Below are 23,103 nucleotides of genomic sequence, written 5' to 3'. Positions count from 1 at the left end.
TGGTTTAAAATTTCAAGCATAATATAAAAGAGGATCAATGGATTATAATTTTTTACAACCAATATTGATTATTTTCGGTGTTTCAGGACTAATCATATATCTTCTTGGAAAGATTAAGATACCTTCTGTTGTTGGATTTTTAATTGCGGGAGCAATTATAGGTCCTTATGGGATGGCTTTTATTAAAGAACCTCAGGATGTGGAAGTAATTGCTGAAATTGGAGTGATGTTACTAATGTTTACAATTGGTATTGAGTTTTCTATACCACGATTAATGTCACTAAAAAAGGAAGTTTTTTTATTTGGCAGTCTTCAAGTCATAACTACAATAATTGTTATAACTCTAATAAGTCTACTTGCTTTTAATATATCTTTAAACATATCCATATTTTATGGATTTATAGTCGCTTTAAGTAGCACTGCCATTGTTATGAAACTTTTATTTGACAGAGGAGAACTAAATTCTCCACATGGAAAAGTATGTCTCGGAATCTTACTTTTTCAGGATCTCTGTGTTGTTCCTTTGATGCTTTTCACTCAGATGCTTTCAGGTCAAAATGGAAATTATTATAATTTTTTTATAGTAATCTTTAAAGCTCTTCTGATACTCTCGGTTGTTTTTATATTTTCAAGAGCAGCTGTGCCATATATTCTTCATGAAATTGTAAAGACCAGAAGTAGAGAGCTTTTTATAATAATTATAATTTTTATATGTCTTGGAACAGCATTTTTTACATACAAATTAGGACTTTCTCTTGCACTTGGTGCATTTTTAGCTGGAATTGTTATCTCTGAATCTGAGTATTCAGCACAGGCTGTATCAGATATCTTGCCATTTAAAGAAACTTTTTCTGGAATATTTTTTATTTCTGTTGGAATGTTACTAAATATTAATTATATAAAACAACATATTGTTGAAGAAACTATAATTGTTGGAAATATTTTTATTCTGAAATCTTTAATTATTGTTTTGATTGTTTATGTTTTTATACATTCTATTAAATTATCACTTAAATCAGCTTTAGCACTTTCTCAGATTGGAGAGTTTTCTTTTATACTTGCCTTTACTGGAAAATCTATAGGACTTTTAGATGAAACAGCCTATCAAAGCTTTATCTCTGCATCTGTAATAACAATGTTTGTTACTCCTTTGATAATTAGATACTCTCCTTATGTTGTTGATTATCTAATGCAAAAAAATTTTTTTAAGAATCTTGAAAAAATAAAAAGAATAAAGGAAACTGATATTATTGTTAAAAAATCAAATCATGTGATAATTATTGGATTTGGTTTAAATGGAAGAAATCTTGCAAGAATTCTTAAAGAAATAAACATTCCATATGTTATTTTAGAGCTTAATCCAGATACGGTCAGAAAAATGAAAAAAAAGGGTGAACCAATATATTATGGAGATGGAACAAGCCCTGAAATACTTCATAAATTGGGAATACACAGAGCAAAAATGTTAGTAATTGCCATATCAGATCCATTAGCAACAAGAAAAATTGTACAGATTGCAAAAACAGAAAATCCAAAAATCCATATAATAGTTAGAACACGTTTTGTAACAGAAATTGATGAACTTAGAAAACTTGGAGCTAATGAAGTGATTCCTGAAGAGTTTGAAACATCTCTGGAGATTTTTTCAAGAGTTCTTCACCACTTTGGAATACCCAGAAATAAAATTGTTCAAATGCTTGAACAGATAAGAGTAGAAGGATATGAAATTTTAAGGATACCTGAAATATCTGAAACACGAACAGGTCTTGAATGTGTTATTTTCGAAGGGTTAGAGATGGATAGCTTTGAGATAGAAAAAAATTCCTGGCTAATAGGTAAATCTATAAAATCAATTGATATAAGATCAAAAGCAGGAGTTACTGTAATTGCCGTTCAAAGAGGTGAAAAAACATTTTTGAACCCTCCTTCAGATTTCAGTTTAAAGGAAGGAGATATAATTGTATATGTAGGCAATAAGAAGCAATTAATTAATGCATTAAATTTCTTTCAAGGCAATTAGAAAGTTTATCTTATAAAATTAGTAAATATTTTTTGTTCTTTTACAGGTTTCTTTGTTTTATCTTTTCCATTTTTAACAAGTTTTAATAACCATGCTATATTTTGTCCGAGCACTCTCATAATTTGAACTCCTTCTTCATCTTTTAAAACTTCTCCTGGATTCATGCCATGAATAGCATTCCAGTAATTTGAAGAAGGGATAAGCATTTCAGCATAAGTTAAATATTGAAGAAGTTGATTAAAAGCAGTTACTCCTCCTGAACGCCTTACAGCTACTAAGGCAGAGCCTACTTTATGTCTGAATAGATTTCCATTGACAGATGATACCAAAAAGGCTCTGTCAAGAAAACATTTTAAAGTTCCAGAAATACCTGAAAAATGAACAGGAGAGCCCAGTATAATCCCATCTGATTTTTTTATTTTCTGTATCCATACGTTTACATAATCGTCAATAACACATTTTTCATCTTTATTTTGATCGCATTTATAACATGCAAGACATCCTCTTATTGGTTTATTTCCAACATGAATAATTTCGACATTTATACCTTCTTGGCTCAATTGTTCTGCTACTATTTTAATAGCATGATAAGTATTACCATGTTTTCTTGGACTTCCGTTAAAAGCAATTACCTTCATAATTTTTCCTCCCTACAATTAAAAAACGGAGAGGCAGGGATTCGAACCCTGGGTGGAGCTTTTAGACCCCACACGCGATTTCCAGTCGCGCCCGTTCGGCCGCTCCGGCACCTCTCCAGATTTTTTATTGTAGCATTTAGAATCTTACATTTTCAAAAAAATCTACTAAATTATTCCCTGCAGTTTAAGTGCACACCAGCTGAATTTATTTAACTATAACACTATTAAATTTAGAATGTATTTATAAAAAATAATTTCTTATTTTATTTACTAAGAATAGATGTATTTCAGGATTTCCAGCAATTATATGTCCTGTTTTAAGATAAGTTTCAGCACCTTCAAAGTCTGAAACGGTTCCTCCTGCTTCTTTTATTAAAATACTTCCTGCTGCAATATCCCAGGGGCTTAATGCAAACTCAAAAAATCCATCTACCCTGCCACTTGCAACATAGGCAAGGTCTATTGCTGCAGCACCAGGCCTGCGAAGATCACTAACTGAGTAAAGAAGTTCACGAAATATCTTCATATATTGGTCAATGTATTGTTTATTTCTGAAAGGGAAGCCAGTAGAAATAAGGCTTAAAGAAGCATTTTTTATAGAAGAAACTTTTATCCTATTTTCATTTAAAAATGCACCTGAACCTTGTTCAGCATAAAAAAGTTCATCTCTTGTAGGATCATAAACTACTCCAATAACAATGTTTCCTTTGTGCATTAATGCAATTGAAACTGCTACAACAGGAAATCCATGAATAAAATTTGTTGTTCCATCAAGAGGGTCTATTATCCAGAGATATTCTGTTTTTTGATAACTATTTGACGATTCTTCTGCCATTATTTGGTGTGAGGGAAAAAACTTTTTTATATGCTCAATAATTGTTTTTTCAGAAGTAACGTCTACATCTGTTACATAGTCTGATACACTTTTTTGAGTAATTTCATCTGTTGAAATTGTACCAATTCTGTCTTGAATAATTGTTCCAGCCAGCTTGGCTGCCTGTATTCCAATAGAAAGATAATCTTTCATTTAATAAACTCAATGGCTTCTTTAGATGAAACTCTTGGAGGAGGAGAAGGTATATAGGAAGGATAACCAATAGGTAAAAGCACAACAGGCCTGAAATTTTCTGATAATTTTAACATTTTTACCACCTCTTCTTCTCTGAAAGCACCAATCCAGACTGTACCAAGTCCATTTTCATGGGCTACAAGCATAGCATTTGTAATACTGCATGCAATATCTTGAATTGCATAGAGATTTACTCCTCTTTCTTTATATCTTGGATATATTTTTTGTTTATCAATACATCCGACTACAACTAAAGGAGCATCTGCAATAAACATCTGATTTAATGCTGCTTGAGCAATTTTTACTTTTATCTCTTTATTTGTTACAAAATAAAATTTTCTTGCCTGAAGATTTCCAGCAGATGGTGCCCAAATGATGGCTTCTATAATTTTTTTAATTATTTCTTCTGGAATATCTTTATTGAGAAAAGACCTCACGCTTCTTCTTTCTTTTGCTGCTTTTAAGACCTCATCCATGTTTATATTGTAACAACTTTTCCTTAAGTCTGCAAAAACTACAAACTAATCCAGTAGTTGGATAACCACAAATTTGGCATTTTTGAGGAGGCACATCTTTATCAGTTTCGGAATAAAATGTTCCTACTCTATTTAAAAAACCTTTATAAAATCCAATGATTGAGCCAGGAAAATTTTCATTAAATTGTTTTACTGCATTTTTAAATACTTCATAAACTTCAGATTTGTGAAGACATGATTCATCAATATAATGTATATTTGATATTTTACAGAAATATCTGGTTTCTTCCTCTGTAATTAAACAAAGCGGTTTGACTTTTCTACTTAACCCTTCCCGTTCATATAAAACAGGATAGGTTTTTGAAAGGAGTTCATCATTCCAGAACAGCATATTTTTCAAAATGAATGAAACTTCATCATTCAATGTATGTCCTGTTACAATGATTCTATTGTTTGATTCTCTATTCAATAAATATCTTCTCAACATGCCACATACACTGCAAACTGGTCTTCTTGACACTTTTGATAATTCTTCAAGTGAAGCATTAAGTTCTGCATATAGTTCTATTATTTTTAAAGGGATATTTTCTTTTTTGCAGAATACTTGAACAATTTCCTGTGATTTTTTTGAAATATCTTTTATACCAGTATTAATGTGCAATGCTGTAATAGTATACCCCATATCTTTTAAGGCTTTTGTTATACTCATGCTATCCTTTCCGCCTGAAATAGCAATTAGGATATCATTATTTTTGTCAAACATTTTAAATTTTTCTATGATTTCCTGAACTCTTTTTTTGAAAAAATTTTGAAAACAGTCCAAGCAAACTTTCAAATTGTAGTGTTTAAGAATTACTCCTTCGTTTAGAGCACCGCAGATTTTACACCTTATTTTTGTTGTTTGCATGAAGCTTCTTTAGCAAGACTATCAGCTATGAAGTTATTTTCTCTATAGACATGAAATATTTGATATTTTTTAAATTTATTTAGAAGTTCTTTAACTCTTTCGTATAAGGGTATCAATTTTGTGTTTTTTACTTTGTAAATTCCATTAATCTGACGGACAAGAAGCTCGCTATCAGAGATTATTTCTATTTCCTCAGCTCTCTCTTTTAATGCTTCTTCTAATCCTCTAATTAATGCTGTATATTCTGCTACATTATTTGTTGTTTTACCGATATACTCTGAAATCTCTATTTTTTTATTATCTAAAATAATTAAACAGCCAATTCCTGCATCTCCAGGATTACCGCGTGATGCACCATCGCAGTAAATCTTCGCCTTCATTCAGCTTGAACCTTTGTTTCCTCTAATTTATCTTCATTTCTGTAATAAAGAAATCGCCCGCACTGAGGACAGTGATAAATAGATTGGTTTATCTTAATTTCTACATAAAGTTGAGGAGGGATATGAAGAAAACACCCCTGGCACACAGAATTTTTTACTTCACTAACAGCCAGACCTTTATGCTTTTTCATAAGCTCTCTATATTCGTCATATAGCTCTATCGGAATTTTTGAGATAAGCTGTTTTCTACTGTCTTTAAAGACTTCAATTTGTTGATTAAGAATATTTATCTGTTCTTCTAACTCCTTTTTTTTGATGTTAATTTCCCTTTTTCTTGACTCTATACCTAATTTAACTTCATTAAGAGTATTTTTAGTTTCGTCAATGTTATATAAAATAATCAAGAGGTTATCTTCCTGTTTTTTAAGTTCTCTTTCAATCTCTTCAATTTCTTTTAACAATGCCTGATACTCTTTGTTTGTTTTAATTTGGGAGGTTCTTTCTTTGAGTTTTTTAATTTTTTCATTTAGATCTTCAATTTGTCTTTCTTTATCTCTTTTTTGTTTTTCTAAATCAGTAAGTTTTTTCTGTTCATTATTAAATTGTTTATCTATTTCTACTATAGTTTGATTAAGTTTATGAATTTCTGCAGGAATTAGTTCAAGTTTGTTTTTTAATGAGATTATTTGAGAATCTATGTCCTGAATCTTAATAAGATTGCTGAGCTCTTCTATCACCTTTAAACTATCTCCCTTTGAAAACATGGGCCCACCAGGATTCGAACCTGGGACCAACCGGTTATGAGCCGGTAGCTCTGGCCAGCTGAGCTATGGGCCCTTGTATAAAAATATTACAAATTACTATAACCTTAGGAAGGTAGATTAGTCAAGATTCTCTGATAAATTCTCTAAGCCATTTAAATCTGGATAGCTGTTTTAATTTTCTCATTGCCCTTAGTTCAATCTGTCTGACTCGTTCTCGTGATACAGAATAGGTTTTACCTACTTCTTCAAGACTTCTCGGGCTTTCTTCATTTAGTCCATATCGTTTCATTAATATTTCTTTTTCCTTATGACTAAGAATTTTAAAAAGGTTTTTAATTAAAAACTTCAAATCATTGTGTAGTGCTTCTTTATATGGATTAGGAGAGTTTATGTCTTCTATAAACTCTCTCAATAGAGAGTCATCGTCTCTCACTGATATGTCGATGGATACAGGTTCTTTACTGATTGCAAGAAAATCTGCAATTTTATCACGGGATATATTTAAAGTCGATGAAATTTGTTCAAGATCAGGTTCTTTTTCTGAATTTTCATATAACTCGCGATATATTTTATTGATTTTAGTTATATTATCTATAACATGAACAGGTATTCTAATTGTTTTAGACTGCTCTGAAATAGCTCTATTAATTGACTGTTTTATCCACCAGGTAGCATAAGTACTGAATTTAAAGTCTTTTTTATATTCAAACTTATCAACTGCTTTCATAAGTCCTATGTTTCCTTCCTGAACTAAATCTTCCAGAGTTAATCCTCTTCCAGTGTATTTTTTAGCAATACTTATAACAAGCTTAAGATTTGATTCTATCATTTTATTTTTAGCTTCTGTGAATTCATTAAATATCTGTTTAATGGTTTTGAAATGTTTAAGAAATTCTTCATTTGACATTCCAGTAGTTATCTGCAAATCAGAGCCCTTTTTGATTTCCCTTTTAAAATGATCAAGCTCTTCTATAAACATATTTGTCAATTCATCTCTCAATGGAATATCAAAAATTGTTTTTAAAATATCCTTGCGAGTTTTTTTTCTTCGCATAATTTTTTTTACATTTTCTGAAACTTTAATAAATATTTCTTTAATTTGTTCAATGTCTAATTCTTCATCATCAGATAATATTTCTTTAGCTTTTTCAGGATTACTTGAAAAAATATTACTTAGCTCATAAATTTTTCTCTGAATAAAAGGAATATAAAGAAGTTCTTTTATTAATTCAGTTTTTTTATTACTAATAGTCTTGGCAAGAGTTGTTTCTTCCTGTTTTGATAATACAGGAAATGAACTTATGCATTTAAAGTAAAGCTTTAAGGAATCATAATTTTGTGATGATTTATCAATAAGTATGTCATCTTCTGAAAACTTCTCTACACAATCTTCATCCATTGTAGTTTCTCATAATAGTCTTTTTCATTTTAATAAGTTCGCTGAGAATTTTTTCATCACCTATTTTGGCAGTTTTTTTTATTTTTTTATCAATTGATTTTAGTGCAAGATTTTTAATGCAATCATTCATATTTTGTATTATCAAATCTTCATCAATCTGAGAATTAATGATCAATTTTGATATAAAGGCTTTTTCAGCTTCATTAAGAATATTTAACAATTTATTTGTTGAAAATTGACCATGATTGTGTAGTGTCTCTATTTTAAGAAAAATGTTCTTTATCAATTCATTCTCAAAATCTTCAATATTAATCTTCTGAAATATGTAATTGATTTTTTCTGGATATGATATAGCTATACGAAGAAGAATCTCCTCTTCTTTAGGAACTGACGGAATTTTGATATCATTATTATAATTCTTGTGGCTTTTTGAGCTTTTACTGTAAACAATCCTTTTAAGTTGATCTCTAAGTGCACTCTCATTTACACCGGTTTTTTCAGAAAGTTCTCTTATAAGTTCATCACAGTATATTGGATCTTCGATATAGCTTAAAATGATAAGAAACTTATGAATTCCCTCATTTAAATTTTTTTCTAGATAAATTTTCATAATTAAATCCACAGGAGACAAGGCTTTTGAAATAAGATTTTTAAATGCTTTTTCTCCGTATTTTTGTAAAAAACTTGCAGGGTCTTCTTTATCAGGCAATAACACTATTTTTGCAATAAATCCTCCATAAAATAGTGGCAATAACGACTTTTGCGCAGCTAAAACTCCTGCTTCATCTCCGTCAAATATTAATAATATCCTGTTAGTAAATTTTTTCAAATTATTAAAAATTCTTTTTGCTTTTTCTAATTGTTCCTGAGTGAGAGCGGTTCCTAAAGGTGCAACTGCATTTTTAAAACCATACTGATGACAGAGAATAACATCCATATAACCTTCCATTATCATTACATATCCTTTTTCACGAATATACTGTTTTGAGTGCCACAATCCAAAAAGATTTTCTCCTTTTTTAAATATCGGAGTATCTTGAGAATTAATATATTTTGGAAGTTGGGATGTTGAATCTAATAGCCTTCCACCAAATCCTACAACTCTACCTGTTAAATCCAGAATTGGAATAATAATTCTATTTCTGAAAAAGTCATTATTGTTATTGATCAGACCAGATGAATTAATTAAATTATCATCAAAGCCTTTTCCCTTTAAAAAGGTATATAGAAGATTTTTTTCTCCAGAAGCATATCCGATTTTAAATATTTCTATGCTCTTTTCATTAATTCCTCTACTTTTCAGATAGTTTTTTGCTTTTTCAGACGACTTTAACTGTTCAATATAATAATTACTTGCCGTTTCATAAAGTTCATAAAGTTTTTCTTTAGAAATTTGAGACATGCTTTTGTTTACAGGTTTAAATTCCAGCCCAACTCTTTTAGCAAGCATTGAAACAGCTTCAATGAAACTGATTTTTTCATATTCCATAAGAAAAGTAAAAATATCACCGCCTTTTCCACAGCCAAAGCAGTGAAAAATTTGTTTAGAAGGGCTTACAACAAATGAAGGAGTTTTCTCTGCATGAAATGGACATAGAGATTTATAATTTTGACCTGTTTTCTGCAAATCAATATATTCAGTGATTAAATCAACAATGTCTATCCTATTTTTTATTTCTTCTAAAAGTTGTTGATAATGCATTCCAAAAGGCTTAATGCCTTTTAATACGTTTAAATCCTGAGCATTCTAAAAATGTTATATTTTCTCCTTCAGTAACTCTGTCAAGAAGTAAATTTAATCCAACAGTATCACTGGCTATATGTCCTGCAATGATAACATTTATATGATTCTTTTCTGCTTCTTTTCGATGTTCTTCGCTTAAATGCATTGCTACTATTGTATTTATACCACTTAAAGCAACGCTCTGAAATATATCTTTTGAGCCTTCTGTTCCACCTGTCATATCAACAAATATTTTTCCTGCTTTTCTGTCTTTATTACCAATTAAAATTTTTGGTCCAGCGCTATTCTTTTCAGCTTCTCTGTATTCTGGAATCTCAAGAAGAAGTTCTATTACATCATCAAGTGTATAGGGCTTTTTTTCATCAAAAAGTTTCTGTAAATATGTTGCCACCATATTATCTGCTGGTGTATGCAAACACATAAATGGAATATTAAACAATCTTGCTGCATCTACAGCCCTGGTATGATTTACGGGCATGAGCCTTCTCTCGACTTCTTTCATCCGCCCTTCTATAAGGCTTTCAGCTATATTTATAGGAACTCCGAATCTTCCAAGAATACCTGCTTGCATATCCATTACAGCAAAAAGTCGAGCATATGCGCCACCTTCAGGATGATGTGCAAGAATAAGATCCACTTTGTTACCATTTTTTCTCAATGAATCTGCTAGAACAATTTCTCCAACTTCCATATCTATGCCAACAAGTATGTTCTTGATGTCTTCCTCACCTGTACCATAAAGAATTCTCGAATCACTGTATGGATTTTTAAGAGACTCTATATCAAAAAACTCCTTTTTCTTGTCAGAAAGCGATTGATAATCCTTTTTTCTTTTTTCAAGAGTTTTTAAAACTTCGTTTTTACCTCTTGGATCATTTTCAATCCCTACTTGAATGGCTTTTTGGTATAACTTTATAAGTTTCATTAGTCCTCCTGATTAAAATTAAATAAAATCAGGAGATTCTCTTTTATGAGAATCTCCTGTTACATTCACCACATAGAATTTACTTAGATAACATTTTCATTTTTTTTGCTAATTTCTTTTTTGCGGCAAGAACTTTCTTTTTTCTTTTAACACTCGGTTTTTCATAATGTTCTCTTTTTTTAATTTCAGAAAGGATTCCTTCCCTTTCACACTGTTTTTTGAACATTTTTAACGCCGATTCAAATGAATCCATATCCCTAACATTTATAGAGGGCATCCAGTTCATCCCCTCCTCTCTTTTAAGAATTTAATAAATACTTTACCAGTAAAAATTTATTTTAGTCAATCTAGATGTTCCTCAAATATAATCTCTCTGCAAAGTAATTAATTCCTCAGAATCAGAAAAGACAAAAAGGTTGCTACAGTTGTAGTTACTAATTTTCTATTTTTATTTTATTCAAGACTTACTTTGAACATGTTTTATATCTTCTCAAGTAAAACCACAGGAGAAGTAACAAATATTTTAGAAAGCATTAAAATATTCGTTCTCTCATTATCATTTGCTTCAATTACTTCATCAGTGAAAATATTCCTGTATTTTTCTCCCTTTTCAGCAAATGGAACTGCTATAAATGAGTTTTTCCATTCAACATCAAAAGGAAAAACTTCTTTGTCTGAAATAAGTTCTGTAAAAAATCTTGCTATAGCAACTATTACTACCTTTTGACCTATTCGGCGCGCGAAAGTGCAAATATTATTTGATCTTTCTCCAAATACTTCAAGGGGTATGTATTCTCCCTTTTCAAAAAGATATCTATGGCGTTTTCTAAAATTAAGAGTTTTATAAATCACATACATTTTTATTTTCCCATCTTCTCTGTTTTCTATCAATTCTTTTACAAGTTTTAAAGCACCATTTTGTTAATAAAAATTTTTTAACTCTGCTTTCATGATTCAGACTATTGTAGTCAACAATGTCATAACCGTGCAGACTTCCTTTGCTCGCTTTTAAATAAGGAGATGCATATATTTCAGTAATGCCAAGTTCATAAAGATATTTAATAACTTTTTTTGCCTCTGAAAAAGTAAATCTATGATTAAATTGTAACCTATATGTAGAACATGGAATTCTCAACTTACCTACCTTTTGAATATTACTGTATTTTTACTTTTAAATAATTGCATAATGCTTGAAATACTTCAATCCATCTATTTGCAAAGTCATCTCCCTTTAATGCTCTTTCTTTCATTAAACTACTGATATTTTTGCCAATAAATAAAATTTCTTTTTGAAGCTTCCATATATCGGGTTCAATATTCAATGATTTTAACAGACTCAAAATTTTTTCGACCTTTTCAATATATGAAATTTCTTCAGGCTGTTGTTTTATTTTCTCAAGAAAACTGTTAAGCCATGATGTGCTGACAAAGGTAATTATTGCTTTATCAATTTCTATCGACCACTTTTTTAATTCCTTTATCAGACTTTCCAGTTTTTCAATATCTAACTCGTTTTCAAAAATTCTCTTGAGATCCTTGTTTATCACATATTCTGCTGTTACTGCCAGCGGTTTTGGAAGAGGGATCTGAAGACTATGGAAGAAATTCATAAGAGAGTAATTGTCTTCGTATATTTTTCTAAATGACATTTCAACGCTTTCAAAAACAGGTGAAACTACCTGATGTAAGATTTTTCTTTGTTCATCCTTAAAGAGATGCCATAAAGAATAGTTATTTGTTTCAAAATGTCTATCCATAAGTCGTATTACTTCAGGAATATCTCCTTTATCAAAGGATTCTCTGATTTCTCTGTGCATAGAAGAAAATGATTCGTCACCTATAAATTTTCTTATCCCTCCATTTACATTATGATCACCAAGATGAAGAACTGCAAAGCTGAAAAGGTCTTCATCCCATGTTATTTCAGATTTAATTTTTGTTTTTCCCACTACAAGCTTCAGTTTACCCGCTTCTGTTTTTTCATAAAATTCGTTTTCTGCCTGATAACATAATATCTGCGTGCTTTGAGGATATTCTTTGAAAAGTGAAGAAATAGAATAATGAGCTCCAACTCTTAACAGGTCAAGCATACTCGGTTTTACAAACATTTCATAAACTTTTGCGCCATTTTCAAATTCAGGGATGTTACTTGGTGCTTTTTCAAGAAACTGAAGATATTCTTTTTCCACAGAAACATCGAATATCTCCTCTGCTAACTGAATAACCCTTGCTGCGTAACGCATAACTTGAGTGGTTTCTAAACCAGAAATTTCATCAAAAAACCATCCACAGCTTGTATACATAAGCATAGCATTTCTCTGAATTTCAAGAAGCTTTAACACGTCTTTTTTTTCTTCAAAACTAAGCTCTCTTAAAGCATTTTCTCTAAAAAATTGCTCCACATTATCCTTATTGCGATCCAGTATCACATGAATGTACTCATTTCTTGCATTCCATGGATCTTTCAAGTAATTTCTAGCCCTCTCTTCATAAAGAGGAATAAGAAAGTCTCTGAGCCAGTCCATTCCTTCTCTTAATGGCTTTCTCCATGCCTGTAATGCCCCAGAAAATCTACCAGTATTACATCCACAATTTTCTCTCCATCTTTCTATCCCATGAATACAGCTCCATGAAGAATTATCAAAAATTTCAACCTGATGGGTAGGTGGATTTTTTGCAAGATATTCTGCATAGTTTGTAATATTTGCAAGGGATTGTGACTCAATTAAGTGTAGACAATAGGCAAGGGCCATATCACCAAATTTTTGATGATGTCCATAGGTTTCACCATCCGTGGCAATATGTACAATTTGATTCCATTGCCTACTTTCGTTAAATGCGGAAACAAGCCTCTGAGCAAAAGTCTCCCCATTTACAAGTAAACCTCCAAAAGCTAGATCTTGAGATATAGGGCCATCATAGAAAAAAATTGATATTGTTTTTCCTGAAGGTAGCCTGCATAAATATGCAGTCGAGGGATCAATTTTCCCGTCACTTACATCAAACCATCTAGCACCGCTTTTTATTTTTCTAGCTCTTTTTGCCTGTCTTGGGGCAAGTATTGTAAATTTAATCCCGAATTCTGCCAAAACTTCAAGAGTCTCTGTATCACAAGCAGTTTCAGGAAGCCAGATTCCCTCAGGATATCTTCCGAATCTCTTTTTAAAGTCTTCAATTCCCCATAAAACCTGCGTATATTTATCCTGCCTGTTTGCAAGGGGCATAATCATATGGTTGTATGCTTGAGCAATTGCTGATCCATGTCCAGAAAATCTCTCTCTACTGAATTTATCAGCTTCTATTATAGCTTCATATGCTTCAGGTTGTTTTTTTTCCATCCAGGAAAGAAGAGTTGGGCCAAAGTTAAAACTTATCTTTGAGTAGTTATTTACAATATCAACAACCATCCATTCAGGATCTAAGATTCTTGAAGCAGTATTTGGCTCATAACACTCTGCAGTAATTCTTTCATTCCAGTCATGATAAGGATATGCTGAATCCTGAAGCTCCACATATTCAAGCCAGGGATTTTCTCTTGGCGGTTGATAAAAATGTCCATGAATACAGATATATCGTTCCATAATCTTTCTCTTATTAGAAAATTATTTATGCCATCCACTTAAAAAATATCAATCCCAGCGGAGGAACTGTGACAGAAATAGAGTACGGCCTGCCGTGAGAGGGAGTCATAGATGCTTCTACTCCTCCTATGTTTCCATGGTTACTTCCTCCATAAACTTCAGAATCACTGTTCAGAATTTCTTTCCAATAACCATTCTCGGGAACACCCAAGATGTAGTTAAATCTTGGAATAGGTGTAAAATTACAGACAACAAGAATTATATTTTTTGAATTTTTCCCTTTTCTTAAAAAGCTTATTACACTATGTATCGAGTCATTAAAATCTATCCATTCAAATCCCGATGGTTCACAATCAAGTTCATGAAGGGCTAATTCATTTCTATATATATTATTCAAATCTTTCACCCATCTCTGAATAGCTCTGTGGGATTCATATTCAAGAAGATGCCAGTCAAGACTTTTTTCATGATACCATTCATCCCTCTGAGCAATTTCTCCACCCATAAAAAGAAGTTTCTTTCCAGGATGAGCATACATGTATCCATAAAGAAGCCTTAGGTTGGCAAACTTCTGCCAGTCATCTCCTGACATCTTTGTCAAAAGAGAACCTTTGCCATAAACAACTTCATCATGCGAAAGGGATAGTATGAAATTTTCCGAAAATGCATACCAGATGCTAAAAGTCAGTTTATTGTGATGATACTTTCTGTATATCGGATCTTTTGAAAAGTATTCAAGTGTATCGTGCATCCAACCCATATTCCATTTCATCCCAAATCCTAATCCTCCTAAATATACAGGCTTTGACACCATTGGCCATGAAGTTGATTCCTCAGCAATTGTTTGTGTGTCAGGATATCTTTCATAAATTGTTTCATTCATTTGTTTTATAAAACCAATTGCCTCTAAATTTTCTTTCCCACCATATTTGTTAGGAATCCATTCCCCCTCGTTTCTTCCATAGTCAAGATAAAGCATAGATGCAACAGCGTCAACTCGCAAAGCATCAACATGATATTTTTCAAGCCAGAAAATAGCAGAACTTATTAGAAAGTTCCTGACCTCATTTCTTCCATAGTTAAATATATAGCTATGCCAGTGAGGATGATATCCCTTTTTGCGGTCTTGATGTTCATAAAGATATGTGCCATCAAAAAAACTCAGTCCATGTCCATCATCAGGAAAATGAGATGGAACCCAGTCAAGAATCACTCCTATCCCATTTTGATGCAACTGATCAATAAGATACATAAAGTCCTGCGGAGTACCATATCTGCTTGTTGGTGCGAAATATCCAACTGTTTGATATCCCCAGGAACCATAAAATGGATGTTCCATTATCGGTAAAAATTCAACATGACTGAATCCCATTTCTTTCAGATACTCAACAAGCCATAAAGCCATTTCTCTGTATGTAAGAAATCTGTTCCCTTCTTCAGGAACCCTTTTCCAGGAACCAAGGTGCATCTCGTAAATTGAGATTGGTGAATTCAGGTTATTATTTTTAGCCCTGTTTTTCATCCAGGCTTCATCATTCCATTTATATTCTAAATCCCATACAAATGAAGCTGTGGCTGGTGGAGTCTCCCAGAAAAATGCATACGGGTCTCCCTTTTCAAGAAGATAGCCATATCTTGATACTATATAATATTTATATTTTGTCCCTTTTTCAATCCCGGGAATAAAACCCTCCCAGATTCCAGAATTATCCCATCGGGCAGTTAATGGATGAGATTCTTTGTTCCAGTTGTTGAAGTCTCCCATTACAGAAACCTGCTTTGCATTCGGAGCCCATACAGCAAAATAAGTTCCTATTGTTCCATTTAAATCAATAATATGAGAACCTAACTTTTCATATGCATTAAAGTAATTTCCTTCTTTAAACAGGTATATATCAAAATCTGTAAATAGAGAGAAATTGTATATTACAGGTTGCTGAATCATTTATTATCTATTTTAACTTTTTTAAAATTAATAAATAAATACAAAATTATGTATCATTCAGATATTGCTGACATAAAATAGTTAATAAAAATGAAAAATGATAAAATACACTATGTTTTATATAATTTCGCGAATGATAAAAAACGTATGTTAAAATTGAAGGTTAAAATTAATCAGTTTGGATACTTCAAAAATAATCCAGTTTTAAAAAATATAGAAATAAATATTAAAGAACACGATATTGTGGCAATAGTTGGGAAAAATGGGTCGGGGAAAACAACTCTTTTAAAGATAATGGACGGACTTCTAAAGGATTTCAGTGGCGAAGTTTTAGTTGATGGAGAAAATGTAAAGAGTTTAACACCACGCCAGATTTATTCAAAAATGGGACTTCTTTTTCAGAATCCTGATGAGCAACTTTTTGCCAGTACTGTATTTGATGATGTAGCATTCGGTCCATATAACATGGGCTACAATGATGAGGAAGTAAAGCAAAGAGTAAAAAAAGCACTTTCCATGGTTGGCCTTGAAGGATTCGAGCAGAAGGAAATACATTCACTGAGTTTCGGGCAGAAAAAAAGGTTGTGTATAGCATGTTTATTAAGTATGGGACATAGAATTCTTCTTCTTGATGAACCAATTGCTGGAATTGACCCTGAAGGACAGAAAGAATTAGTTCAGTTAATTAGAAAATTAAATGCTGATGGTATAACATTTGTAATTGCAACACATGATATTGATCTTATTCCACTTTTTGTAAAAAAAATTTATTTGCTTCATGACGGAACCGTTGTAAAATATGGTGCTCCTGAGGATGTCTTTTCATCAAAGGATGTTGAAGAATTCGGACTCAGGCTTCCCTTCATTGCTGAACTCATTTATTCTTTGAAGGATAAATCTGATAATATAAAAAAGCTTCCATTAACTGTGAGGGATGCAAAAATGTTGATATTACAAATGTTGAACAGGCAATGAAAAAAATCTATCTAATTGGAATAGGACCTGGAGATCCTAAATATTTAACAGTTGAAGCCATTGAAACAATCAGGAAATTGAATGTCTTTCTTGTACCTTTAAAAAAAGGTGGGAAACAAGAACTCACAGATATAAGAGAAAGAATTATTGATTATTGTCATCCTGATAGAGATTATAAATTAATCAAGCTTGATTTTCCTGAGCGAAAAAAATCCAGTCCATATGAAAAATCTGTAAAGCAATGGAGAGACCAAAAAACTGAGATAATTTTAAAAGCATTAGAGAATATTGAGGAAGCAGGTCTCCTTGTACTTGGAGATCCATCTTTATATGATGGACATATTGATATAATGCTTGAACTTAAAAAGCATATTTCATTAGAGTTTGAGGTTATCCCTGGAATTTCATCAATTCAACTTCTTTCAGCCAGACATAAAATCTCTCTTAGCAAAATAGCAGGCTCAGTGATTCTAACAACACCGAGAGGATTAAAAAAAATAAAAGATTTAAACGACAACATAGTTGTGCTTCTTGATAACTATGAAACTTTCAAACTTTTTAAAGAAAAAAATCCAAAAATTTACTGGGGAGCATATCTCGGCACGGAAAAGGAATCTATTTATTCAGGACAGTTACATCAATGCATTGAACAACTTATTGACTTAAGACGCAGATTAAAAAAAGAAAATGGCTGGATTATGGAAACATATCTATTAACCAATGATGAATAAACTTTACATAGTGGGCATAGGGTTCAAACCACTGGAAGAAAGGGTTAAACATATTCTTCTTCAATGCCCTTTCATTGTTGTATCTCCAAGACTTAATGAAGTTTTTAAAAAATATGATATATACGATGCAGTTAGAAGTAGAATAGCCAACATAAAAACAATTAAAGATACATTTAATTTCATAAAAAAAGGGATTGAAAACCATAATATTGCTTTAATAGCAAGTGGGGATCCGCTTTATTTTGGAATCGGAATTAAGGCAATTGAAACTTTTGGTGATGAAAATATCGAGATTTATCCTGATCTATCATGCCTGCAGAAAGCATTGAGCATTATAAAAAAGAACTGGTACGGAATTTCAACATTGAGTTTTCATGGAAGGCAGCTTGATATAGAGCTTATTATTGATACATTATTAAAACATGATAGAGTGGCTATTTTAACAGATACCATAAACAGTCCGGATACTTTAGCAAGAGAAATTATGAATAAAAAAGAAGCATACACAGATTTAAATTTTTATGTTTTTGAAAGGCTTGGATATGAAGATGAAAAAATTACAGTTGCTTCTTTAAAGCAGGTTACAGCAGAGACTTTTAATGAACCTAATTTTGTAATTCTTTCCTGTGAGAATAAAAATTCCGTTCAAAATATTCATTCTAAATATCTTTTCGGAGTTGAAGAAAAAGAAATCATTCATGAAAATGGAATGATAACAAAGGATGAGATAAGAGCATCAATAATTCATAGGCTAAAACCTCCAAAAAAAGGTGTAATATGGGATATTGGTGCTGGCTCTGGTGCTGTAAGTATTGAACTTGCCATGCTTTCAGATAGTTTAAAAATTTATGCGATTGAAAAAGAATCAACAGATCTGATAAAAAGAAATAAAGAAAATCTGGAACTAGGAAATCTCAAAATCATCGAAGGCGAAGCACCTTCATCTCTCTACGGACTTCCTGAACCTGACAGAGTTTTCATAGGCGGTAGCGGAGGAAAACTAAATGAAATACTTGATTTTATTTCACAACTACACAGACTTAAAATAGTTGTTATAGCTGGCATATCAATGGAAACACTGAATAATGCTATTAATCTACTTGAAAGTAAAGAATTTATGGTTGATATATCACAGATAAACGTGGCAAGAATAGAAACAAAGTATGGAAGAAAGCTTTTTAAGGCTTTAAATCCTGTTTTTATTATCAGAGGACAAAGATGAAGCTATATGTTGTAGGTATAGGTCCAGGAGATCCTGAACTAATCACTCTTAAGGCAAAAAAAATTCTTGAATCTGTAAATACAATATTCTGTCCCAAAGGTGGCAAAGATAGCATCGCACTTTCAATTGTTGAAAAAACGATTGATTTATCAGAAAAAAAAATCATAACTCTCCAATTTCCAATGTTAAAAACAAAACAACAGAATCTGGTCAAAGTATGGAATGAACTTGCAGAAAATATAATCGAACAGGCGACTGAGGATTCTGCATTTATAACACTTGGAGATCCTTCATTTTACTGCACATTCTTTTATCTTTATGAATACCTTAAAGATAAAATTCAGATTGAATTAATTCCGGGTGTAAGTTCCATAAATGCGAGTTCATGTAGACTGCCTGCAAGTTTAGCTCTTGGAGATGAAAGAATAGCAATTGTTCCTGCTAACTATCATAGAGAAATTGATTTTTATATAGAAAATTTTGATACTATTGTCCTTATGAAACCGCATAAAACTCTTGATAGAATAAAAAAAGCTCTTAAAACTAAAAATTGCAGAGTATTTTATATAAAGAAAGCAACCATGCCCGAAGAAGCTATATTTTCAGGTCTTGATGAAATAAAAGAATCTGATCTTGATTATTTTTCGATGGTGGTAATCAAAAAATGAAGGTTTATTTTATTGGAGCAGGTCCAGGAGATCCTGAACTTCTTACAATTAAAGGATATAAAATATTAAATTCCGCTGAATGTGTGATTTATCCAGGCAGTCTTTTAAATAAAAAGATCATTGAAGGTATAAGGAAAGACCTATATGATTCATCTAAAATGAAATTAGAACAAATCATTGAAGTTATTGAAAAATATATAAAAAATAAGCAAACAGTGGTAAGACTTGTAAGTGGAGACGCTTCTTTATACAGTGCAATTCAGGAACAGATTGAAATACTAAAAGAAAAATCAATTCCATATGAAATAATACCAGGTATATCATCTGCATTTGCTGCATCGGCAAAAATGGGAATAGAACTCACAATTCCTGAAGTGTCTCAGACAGTCATATTTACGAGAATCGAAGGAAAAACTGGAGGAACATCTTCTCAAGATATTAAAAAACTTGCCTCTGTCAGGGCTACGATGGTTTTTTTTCTTAGCTCAGGTCTTGTGGAAGAAGTTGAGAAACTGCTTCTTGAAGTAATGTCTCCTCAAACTCCTATTGCAATTGTTAACAAGGTTACATGGGATGAAGAAAAAATCATTCATGGCACACTCATTGACCTTTCAGAACTGATGAAAAAAAACAACATAAAGAAAACATCACTCATTTTTGTTGGAGAAAGTCTAAAAGCTATAAATCAGCAACTTAAAAAAAGGTCAAAGCTCTATGACAGAGAATTCAACTGGAAATAAAGCTATAGTTTATTTGACTCAAAGAGGAAAAACTGTGGCTGAAAAAATTATACAGTATTTTCCTGATAGCAAACTTTATAAATTTAATCGTACAGATATCTCTCAAATATGGAACAGCCATAGATTCATAATATTCATAATGGCAACAGGTATTGCTGTAAGAAGCATTGCTCCATTTATAAAAGACAAAAAAAATGACACTGCTGTTTTATCAATTGATGAAGAAGGAAAATATATAATTCCAATTATTGGAGGACATCTTAAAGGAGCTAATGAACTTGCAAAAACTCTTGCAAAATTTTTAAACTCAACCCCTTTTATAACAACTGCCTCAGATTTGAATAACCTGCCAGCACTGGATTTATGGATTAAAAGATGCTCTCTTAAAGTAAAGAATCCTGAGATACTTTCAAAGATAATGTCAAAATTGATTGACAACAAAAACCTAATGTTATTTATGGAAAATAGTGTTCAAATCCCGCTGCTTAATTGTTTTCAATTAACAGAAAATATCTCAGAAGCGGATATTGTCATAACAAATAAAATCTCTAAAGGAGATAAATTAATTCTTGTACCCACAAATCTATTTATAGGAATTGGACTTCATGAATGGATTACCGAAGAAAAAATTGAACGAGGAATAAAAGAAGCGTTAAATAGAAATGGATTCGAATTTAAAGCAGTTCAGGCAATTGCTACAATAGATAAAAAATCAACTTACCCTGCCCTTCTTTCTTTTTGTAAAAAATATGGATTAAAACTTTATAGTTACACTTCTGAAGAGCTTAACAGCATTACAACTGTTAGTCATTCAGATATTGTATATAAATCTGTTGGAGTATCATCTGTTTCAGAACAAGCGTGTCTGCTGGCAAGTCAGGGAAAACTCATTATTGCCAAACAAATTCTTAAAGATATGACAGTGGCAGTAGCAGAGGGTATTTTTAGTGTAAGAGGAAAGTTATACATTGTTGGTACAGGACCTGGTAATCTTAACTCAATAACACCGCAAGCTGTAAAAGCATTGAGAAATTCAGAATTAATAATGGGTTACAAAACTTATATCGGACATATCAAATCTCTGATTGAGGATAAACAGGTATTAGCATATTCGATGACAGATGAAGTAAAGAGAGCTAAAAAAGCAATTAATGAGGCATTAAATGGGAAAATTGTATCCCTGATAAGTGGAGGAGACCCTGGAGTTTACGGAATGGCTGGAATAATTCTTGAAATTGTTGCCAAAAATAATGTTGAGCTTGAAATCGAAATAATACCTGGCATCTCAGCTTTAAATGCCTGTTCTGCTATTTCCGGTGCTCCAATTATGAATGACTTTGCTGTGTTGAGTCTTTCTGACAGACTCACTCCATGGAATGTTATTGAGAAAAGAATTGATAAATCAGCAGAAGCCGATTTTGTGATTGTATTATACAATCCAAAAAGTACTGCAAGGCAGGATCATCTTACAAGAGCCAAAGAGATTATACTGAAGTATCGAACAAATACGACTCCTGTAGCCATAGTAAGAGGAGCAACTCGTGATGAGCAATCTATAGTTCTCACAACTCTTGAAAAAATGGATGAGCATTCTGTTGATATGCAGACAACAGTTATAATTGGAAACTCAAAAAGTTTTATATATAAAAACTGGTTAATAACTCCACGAGGCTATGAGGCAAAATATGAGAGAGAATACAAACTTGGCAGCTCTTCTATGGGATGAATCCTACCTATGGGGGATATGGCTTTACGATGCATTACTAAAAACTGATATTTCTTTTAAGCTTATACAATCAAAAGATTTAAAAAACATTCATAAATATAAAGTCCTTTTTGTTCCAGGTGGCTGGGCAAAAAATAAGTTTCAGAGAATTGGAACTAACGGAGCAGATTTAATAAAAAAGTTCATAAAAGATGGAGGCATATATTTTGGAATATGCGGAGGAGCAGGTCTTGCAACCATTGAAGGAATTGGAATTGTAAATATCAAAAGAAAAAAAGATAGAGTTCCAGGATTTAGTGGCCCTGTAAAAGTAGCTTTTTATGATCATTCACTATGGATTAATATTAAAAACCCTGAGTTTTACCTGTGGTGGCCATCTGAGTTTCTTGTTAATGATAAAAATATAAAAGTTCTTGCAAGTTTTAATGATTACTGTGATGGTGCATTCAGTTCTGATATTCCTGCATCTGATTTTGAGGGACACTGGAATGAATTAGAATCTATTTATGGAATTAATCTTAATCCTAAAAAAATGAAAGATGCACCAATAATGATTGAGACAGAGTATGGAAGAGGCAAAGTCTTTTTATCATTGATTCATTTTGATACTCCTTTAAATTCAGATGGACTGAAGGTTTTTAAAAATATTAAAAGCCTGTTTGAATTATCTGATTTTTCTCATTCAAATACATTTGTTGACTCTATAAATAATAAACCTGGTAATACAGAATCGCTTTTCCATTTAATACAACAGATCTCGGAACAGATAAAAACATTTATTTTGTTCGGTGAAAGAAATTTTTTGTGGTTTAAACGATATCCATTTATGTATCAGTGGAGAAGAGGGATAAGAGGGTTTGAATATATAAATCTCCACTACATGATTGACAGGATTTTTACTGAAATAAAGGAACCTCCTTTAAACTATCTTGAATTTATTAATAGTGCATTAACACAAATATCTTCAGAGCTTAAAAGTTTTCTCTCAGAATCCAGAGAACTTCTAATAAGAGAGAGAATCGCTCTTCAGAAAGAGAAAATAACTTATAATCTTTGCAATGACTATGAAATAAATTTGCTCAGGGATAAACTTTTCGGAAAAACTAAAAGCTATGGAGGACGTTACAAAGAACTTATAGAAAAAATTGATGAAATCCTGTTCTTACTTTTAAAATCAAAGCTTGAATGATAAA

At 31.8% G+C, this 23,103-nt stretch carries 22 protein-coding genes and 2 tRNA genes; 8 read left to right on the top strand and 16 right to left on the bottom strand.

Translation table 11 applies throughout. The features are described from left to right. The first annotated feature begins 37 nt into the window (after nucleotides 1-37). Nucleotides 38-2,020: a monovalent cation:proton antiporter family protein gene (locus tag G581_RS0105895; protein ID WP_028845027.1), complete on the top strand. Its 1,983-nt coding sequence runs from the start codon at nucleotides 38-40 to the stop codon at nucleotides 2,018-2,020. A 5-nt stretch (nucleotides 2,021-2,025) separates the two neighbouring features. Here G581_RS0105895 and G581_RS0105890 read toward each other — a convergent pair whose 3' ends face one another. The 16 genes from G581_RS0105890 to glgB form a co-directional block, all read right to left on the bottom strand. Beyond that, nucleotides 2,026-2,658, bottom strand: coding sequence for a flavodoxin family protein (locus G581_RS0105890; RefSeq protein ID WP_028845026.1), 633 nt, complete (start codon nucleotides 2,656-2,658; stop codon nucleotides 2,026-2,028). A gap of 26 nt (nucleotides 2,659-2,684) precedes the next feature. Beyond that, nucleotides 2,685-2,775 (bottom strand) — tRNA-Ser (locus tag G581_RS0105885). 124 nt (nucleotides 2,776-2,899) lie between these two features. Next, nucleotides 2,900-3,685, bottom strand: a complete 786-nt coding sequence (locus G581_RS0105880; RefSeq protein ID WP_028845025.1) for an inositol monophosphatase family protein — start codon at nucleotides 3,683-3,685, stop codon at nucleotides 2,900-2,902. Next, complete coding sequence (locus G581_RS0105875) at nucleotides 3,682-4,203, bottom strand: nitroreductase family protein (protein WP_028845024.1); 522 nt, start codon at nucleotides 4,201-4,203, stop codon at nucleotides 3,682-3,684. The genes G581_RS0105880 and G581_RS0105875 overlap by 4 nt, the downstream gene beginning before the upstream one ends. After that, nucleotides 4,196-4,966, bottom strand: coding sequence for a PP-loop family protein (locus G581_RS0105870; protein ID WP_169368400.1), 771 nt, complete (start codon nucleotides 4,964-4,966; stop codon nucleotides 4,196-4,198). The genes G581_RS0105875 and G581_RS0105870 overlap by 8 nt, the downstream gene beginning before the upstream one ends. A gap of 125 nt (nucleotides 4,967-5,091) precedes the next feature. Then, the gene (locus G581_RS0105865; protein ID WP_028845022.1) at nucleotides 5,092-5,490 is read right to left on the bottom strand and encodes a ribonuclease HI family protein; all 399 of its coding nucleotides are present in this window, start codon (nucleotides 5,488-5,490) and stop codon (nucleotides 5,092-5,094) included. Continuing rightward, nucleotides 5,487-6,254 carry a zinc ribbon domain-containing protein gene (locus G581_RS0105860; protein ID WP_028845021.1) on the bottom strand — a complete coding sequence of 256 codons (768 nt, stop codon included), beginning with the start codon at nucleotides 6,252-6,254 and terminating at the stop codon, nucleotides 5,487-5,489. The genes G581_RS0105865 and G581_RS0105860 overlap by 4 nt, the downstream gene beginning before the upstream one ends. Continuing rightward, nucleotides 6,254-6,327, bottom strand: a tRNA-Ile gene (locus G581_RS0105855). The genes G581_RS0105860 and G581_RS0105855 overlap by 1 nt, the downstream gene beginning before the upstream one ends. A gap of 48 nt (nucleotides 6,328-6,375) precedes the next feature. Next, nucleotides 6,376-7,653, bottom strand: a complete 1,278-nt coding sequence (locus tag G581_RS10795) for a sigma-70 family RNA polymerase sigma factor (protein WP_051178943.1) — start codon at nucleotides 7,651-7,653, stop codon at nucleotides 6,376-6,378. Beyond that, on the bottom strand, nucleotides 7,646-9,355 hold the full coding sequence (gene dnaG / locus G581_RS11655; RefSeq protein ID WP_051178941.1) for a DNA primase: 1,710 nt from the start codon (nucleotides 9,353-9,355) through the stop codon (nucleotides 7,646-7,648). The genes G581_RS10795 and dnaG overlap by 8 nt, the downstream gene beginning before the upstream one ends. A 10-nt stretch (nucleotides 9,356-9,365) precedes the next feature. Then, a complete protein-coding gene (locus G581_RS0105840) occupies nucleotides 9,366-10,322 on the bottom strand; it encodes a Nif3-like dinuclear metal center hexameric protein (protein ID WP_028845020.1) in 957 nt (318 codons plus the stop codon). A 79-nt stretch (nucleotides 10,323-10,401) separates the two neighbouring features. Beyond that, complete coding sequence (gene rpsU / locus G581_RS0105835) at nucleotides 10,402-10,599, bottom strand: 30S ribosomal protein S21 (RefSeq protein ID WP_028845019.1); 198 nt, start codon at nucleotides 10,597-10,599, stop codon at nucleotides 10,402-10,404. Between the two features lie 203 nt (nucleotides 10,600-10,802). Continuing rightward, nucleotides 10,803-11,180: a hypothetical protein gene (locus tag G581_RS0105830; protein ID WP_028845018.1), complete on the bottom strand. Its 378-nt coding sequence runs from the start codon at nucleotides 11,178-11,180 to the stop codon at nucleotides 10,803-10,805. Continuing rightward, the gene (locus G581_RS0105825; protein WP_028845017.1) at nucleotides 11,164-11,457 is read right to left on the bottom strand and encodes an alpha-amylase family glycosyl hydrolase; all 294 of its coding nucleotides are present in this window, start codon (nucleotides 11,455-11,457) and stop codon (nucleotides 11,164-11,166) included. The genes G581_RS0105830 and G581_RS0105825 overlap by 17 nt, the downstream gene beginning before the upstream one ends. Nucleotides 11,458-11,476: 19 nt before the next feature. Beyond that, a complete protein-coding gene (locus G581_RS0105820; protein WP_028845016.1) occupies nucleotides 11,477-13,903 on the bottom strand; it encodes a DUF3536 domain-containing protein in 2,427 nt (808 codons plus the stop codon). 25 nt (nucleotides 13,904-13,928) lie between these two features. Next, nucleotides 13,929-15,848, bottom strand: coding sequence for a 1,4-alpha-glucan branching protein GlgB (glgB, locus tag G581_RS0105815; protein ID WP_028845015.1), 1,920 nt, complete (start codon nucleotides 15,846-15,848; stop codon nucleotides 13,929-13,931). A gap of 147 nt (nucleotides 15,849-15,995) precedes the next feature. Between glgB and G581_RS0105810 the strand changes: the two genes are divergently transcribed. Genes G581_RS0105810 through G581_RS0105780 form a run of 7 tightly spaced genes read left to right on the top strand, consistent with a single transcriptional unit; the run spans nucleotide 15,996 to nucleotide 23,099 of the window. Continuing rightward, nucleotides 15,996-16,823 carry an energy-coupling factor ABC transporter ATP-binding protein gene (locus tag G581_RS0105810; RefSeq protein ID WP_028845014.1) on the top strand — a complete coding sequence of 276 codons (828 nt, stop codon included), beginning with the start codon at nucleotides 15,996-15,998 and terminating at the stop codon, nucleotides 16,821-16,823. Beyond that, a complete protein-coding gene (gene cobF, locus G581_RS0105805) occupies nucleotides 16,820-17,554 on the top strand; it encodes a precorrin-6A synthase (deacetylating) (protein ID WP_028845013.1) in 735 nt (244 codons plus the stop codon). Before G581_RS0105810 ends, cobF begins: the two co-directional genes overlap by 4 nt. After that, nucleotides 17,544-18,776, top strand: a complete 1,233-nt coding sequence (locus G581_RS0105800) for a bifunctional cobalt-precorrin-7 (C(5))-methyltransferase/cobalt-precorrin-6B (C(15))-methyltransferase (protein ID WP_028845012.1) — start codon at nucleotides 17,544-17,546, stop codon at nucleotides 18,774-18,776. The genes cobF and G581_RS0105800 overlap by 11 nt, the downstream gene beginning before the upstream one ends. Then, the gene (gene cobI, locus G581_RS0105795; RefSeq protein ID WP_028845011.1) at nucleotides 18,773-19,444 is read left to right on the top strand and encodes a precorrin-2 C(20)-methyltransferase; all 672 of its coding nucleotides are present in this window, start codon (nucleotides 18,773-18,775) and stop codon (nucleotides 19,442-19,444) included. The genes G581_RS0105800 and cobI overlap by 4 nt, the downstream gene beginning before the upstream one ends. Further along, nucleotides 19,441-20,184: a precorrin-4 C(11)-methyltransferase gene (gene cobM / locus G581_RS0105790; RefSeq protein ID WP_028845010.1), complete on the top strand. Its 744-nt coding sequence runs from the start codon at nucleotides 19,441-19,443 to the stop codon at nucleotides 20,182-20,184. Before cobI ends, cobM begins: the two co-directional genes overlap by 4 nt. Nucleotides 20,185-20,218: 34 nt before the next feature. Next, on the top strand, nucleotides 20,219-21,910 hold the full coding sequence (gene cobJ / locus G581_RS0105785; RefSeq protein ID WP_169368398.1) for a precorrin-3B C(17)-methyltransferase: 1,692 nt from the start codon (nucleotides 20,219-20,221) through the stop codon (nucleotides 21,908-21,910). Continuing rightward, nucleotides 21,870-23,099 (top strand): hypothetical protein, encoded by a 1,230-nt coding sequence (locus tag G581_RS0105780; RefSeq protein ID WP_028845008.1) that lies wholly within the window; start codon nucleotides 21,870-21,872, stop codon nucleotides 23,097-23,099. The genes cobJ and G581_RS0105780 overlap by 41 nt, the downstream gene beginning before the upstream one ends. Nucleotides 23,100-23,103: the final 4 nt, after the last annotated feature.

Source organism: Thermodesulfovibrio thiophilus DSM 17215 (assembly GCF_000423865.1).
GTDB lineage: Bacteria > Nitrospirota > Thermodesulfovibrionia > Thermodesulfovibrionales > Thermodesulfovibrionaceae > Thermodesulfovibrio > Thermodesulfovibrio thiophilus.
This window is presented reverse-complemented; position numbering and strand designations above follow the sequence as displayed.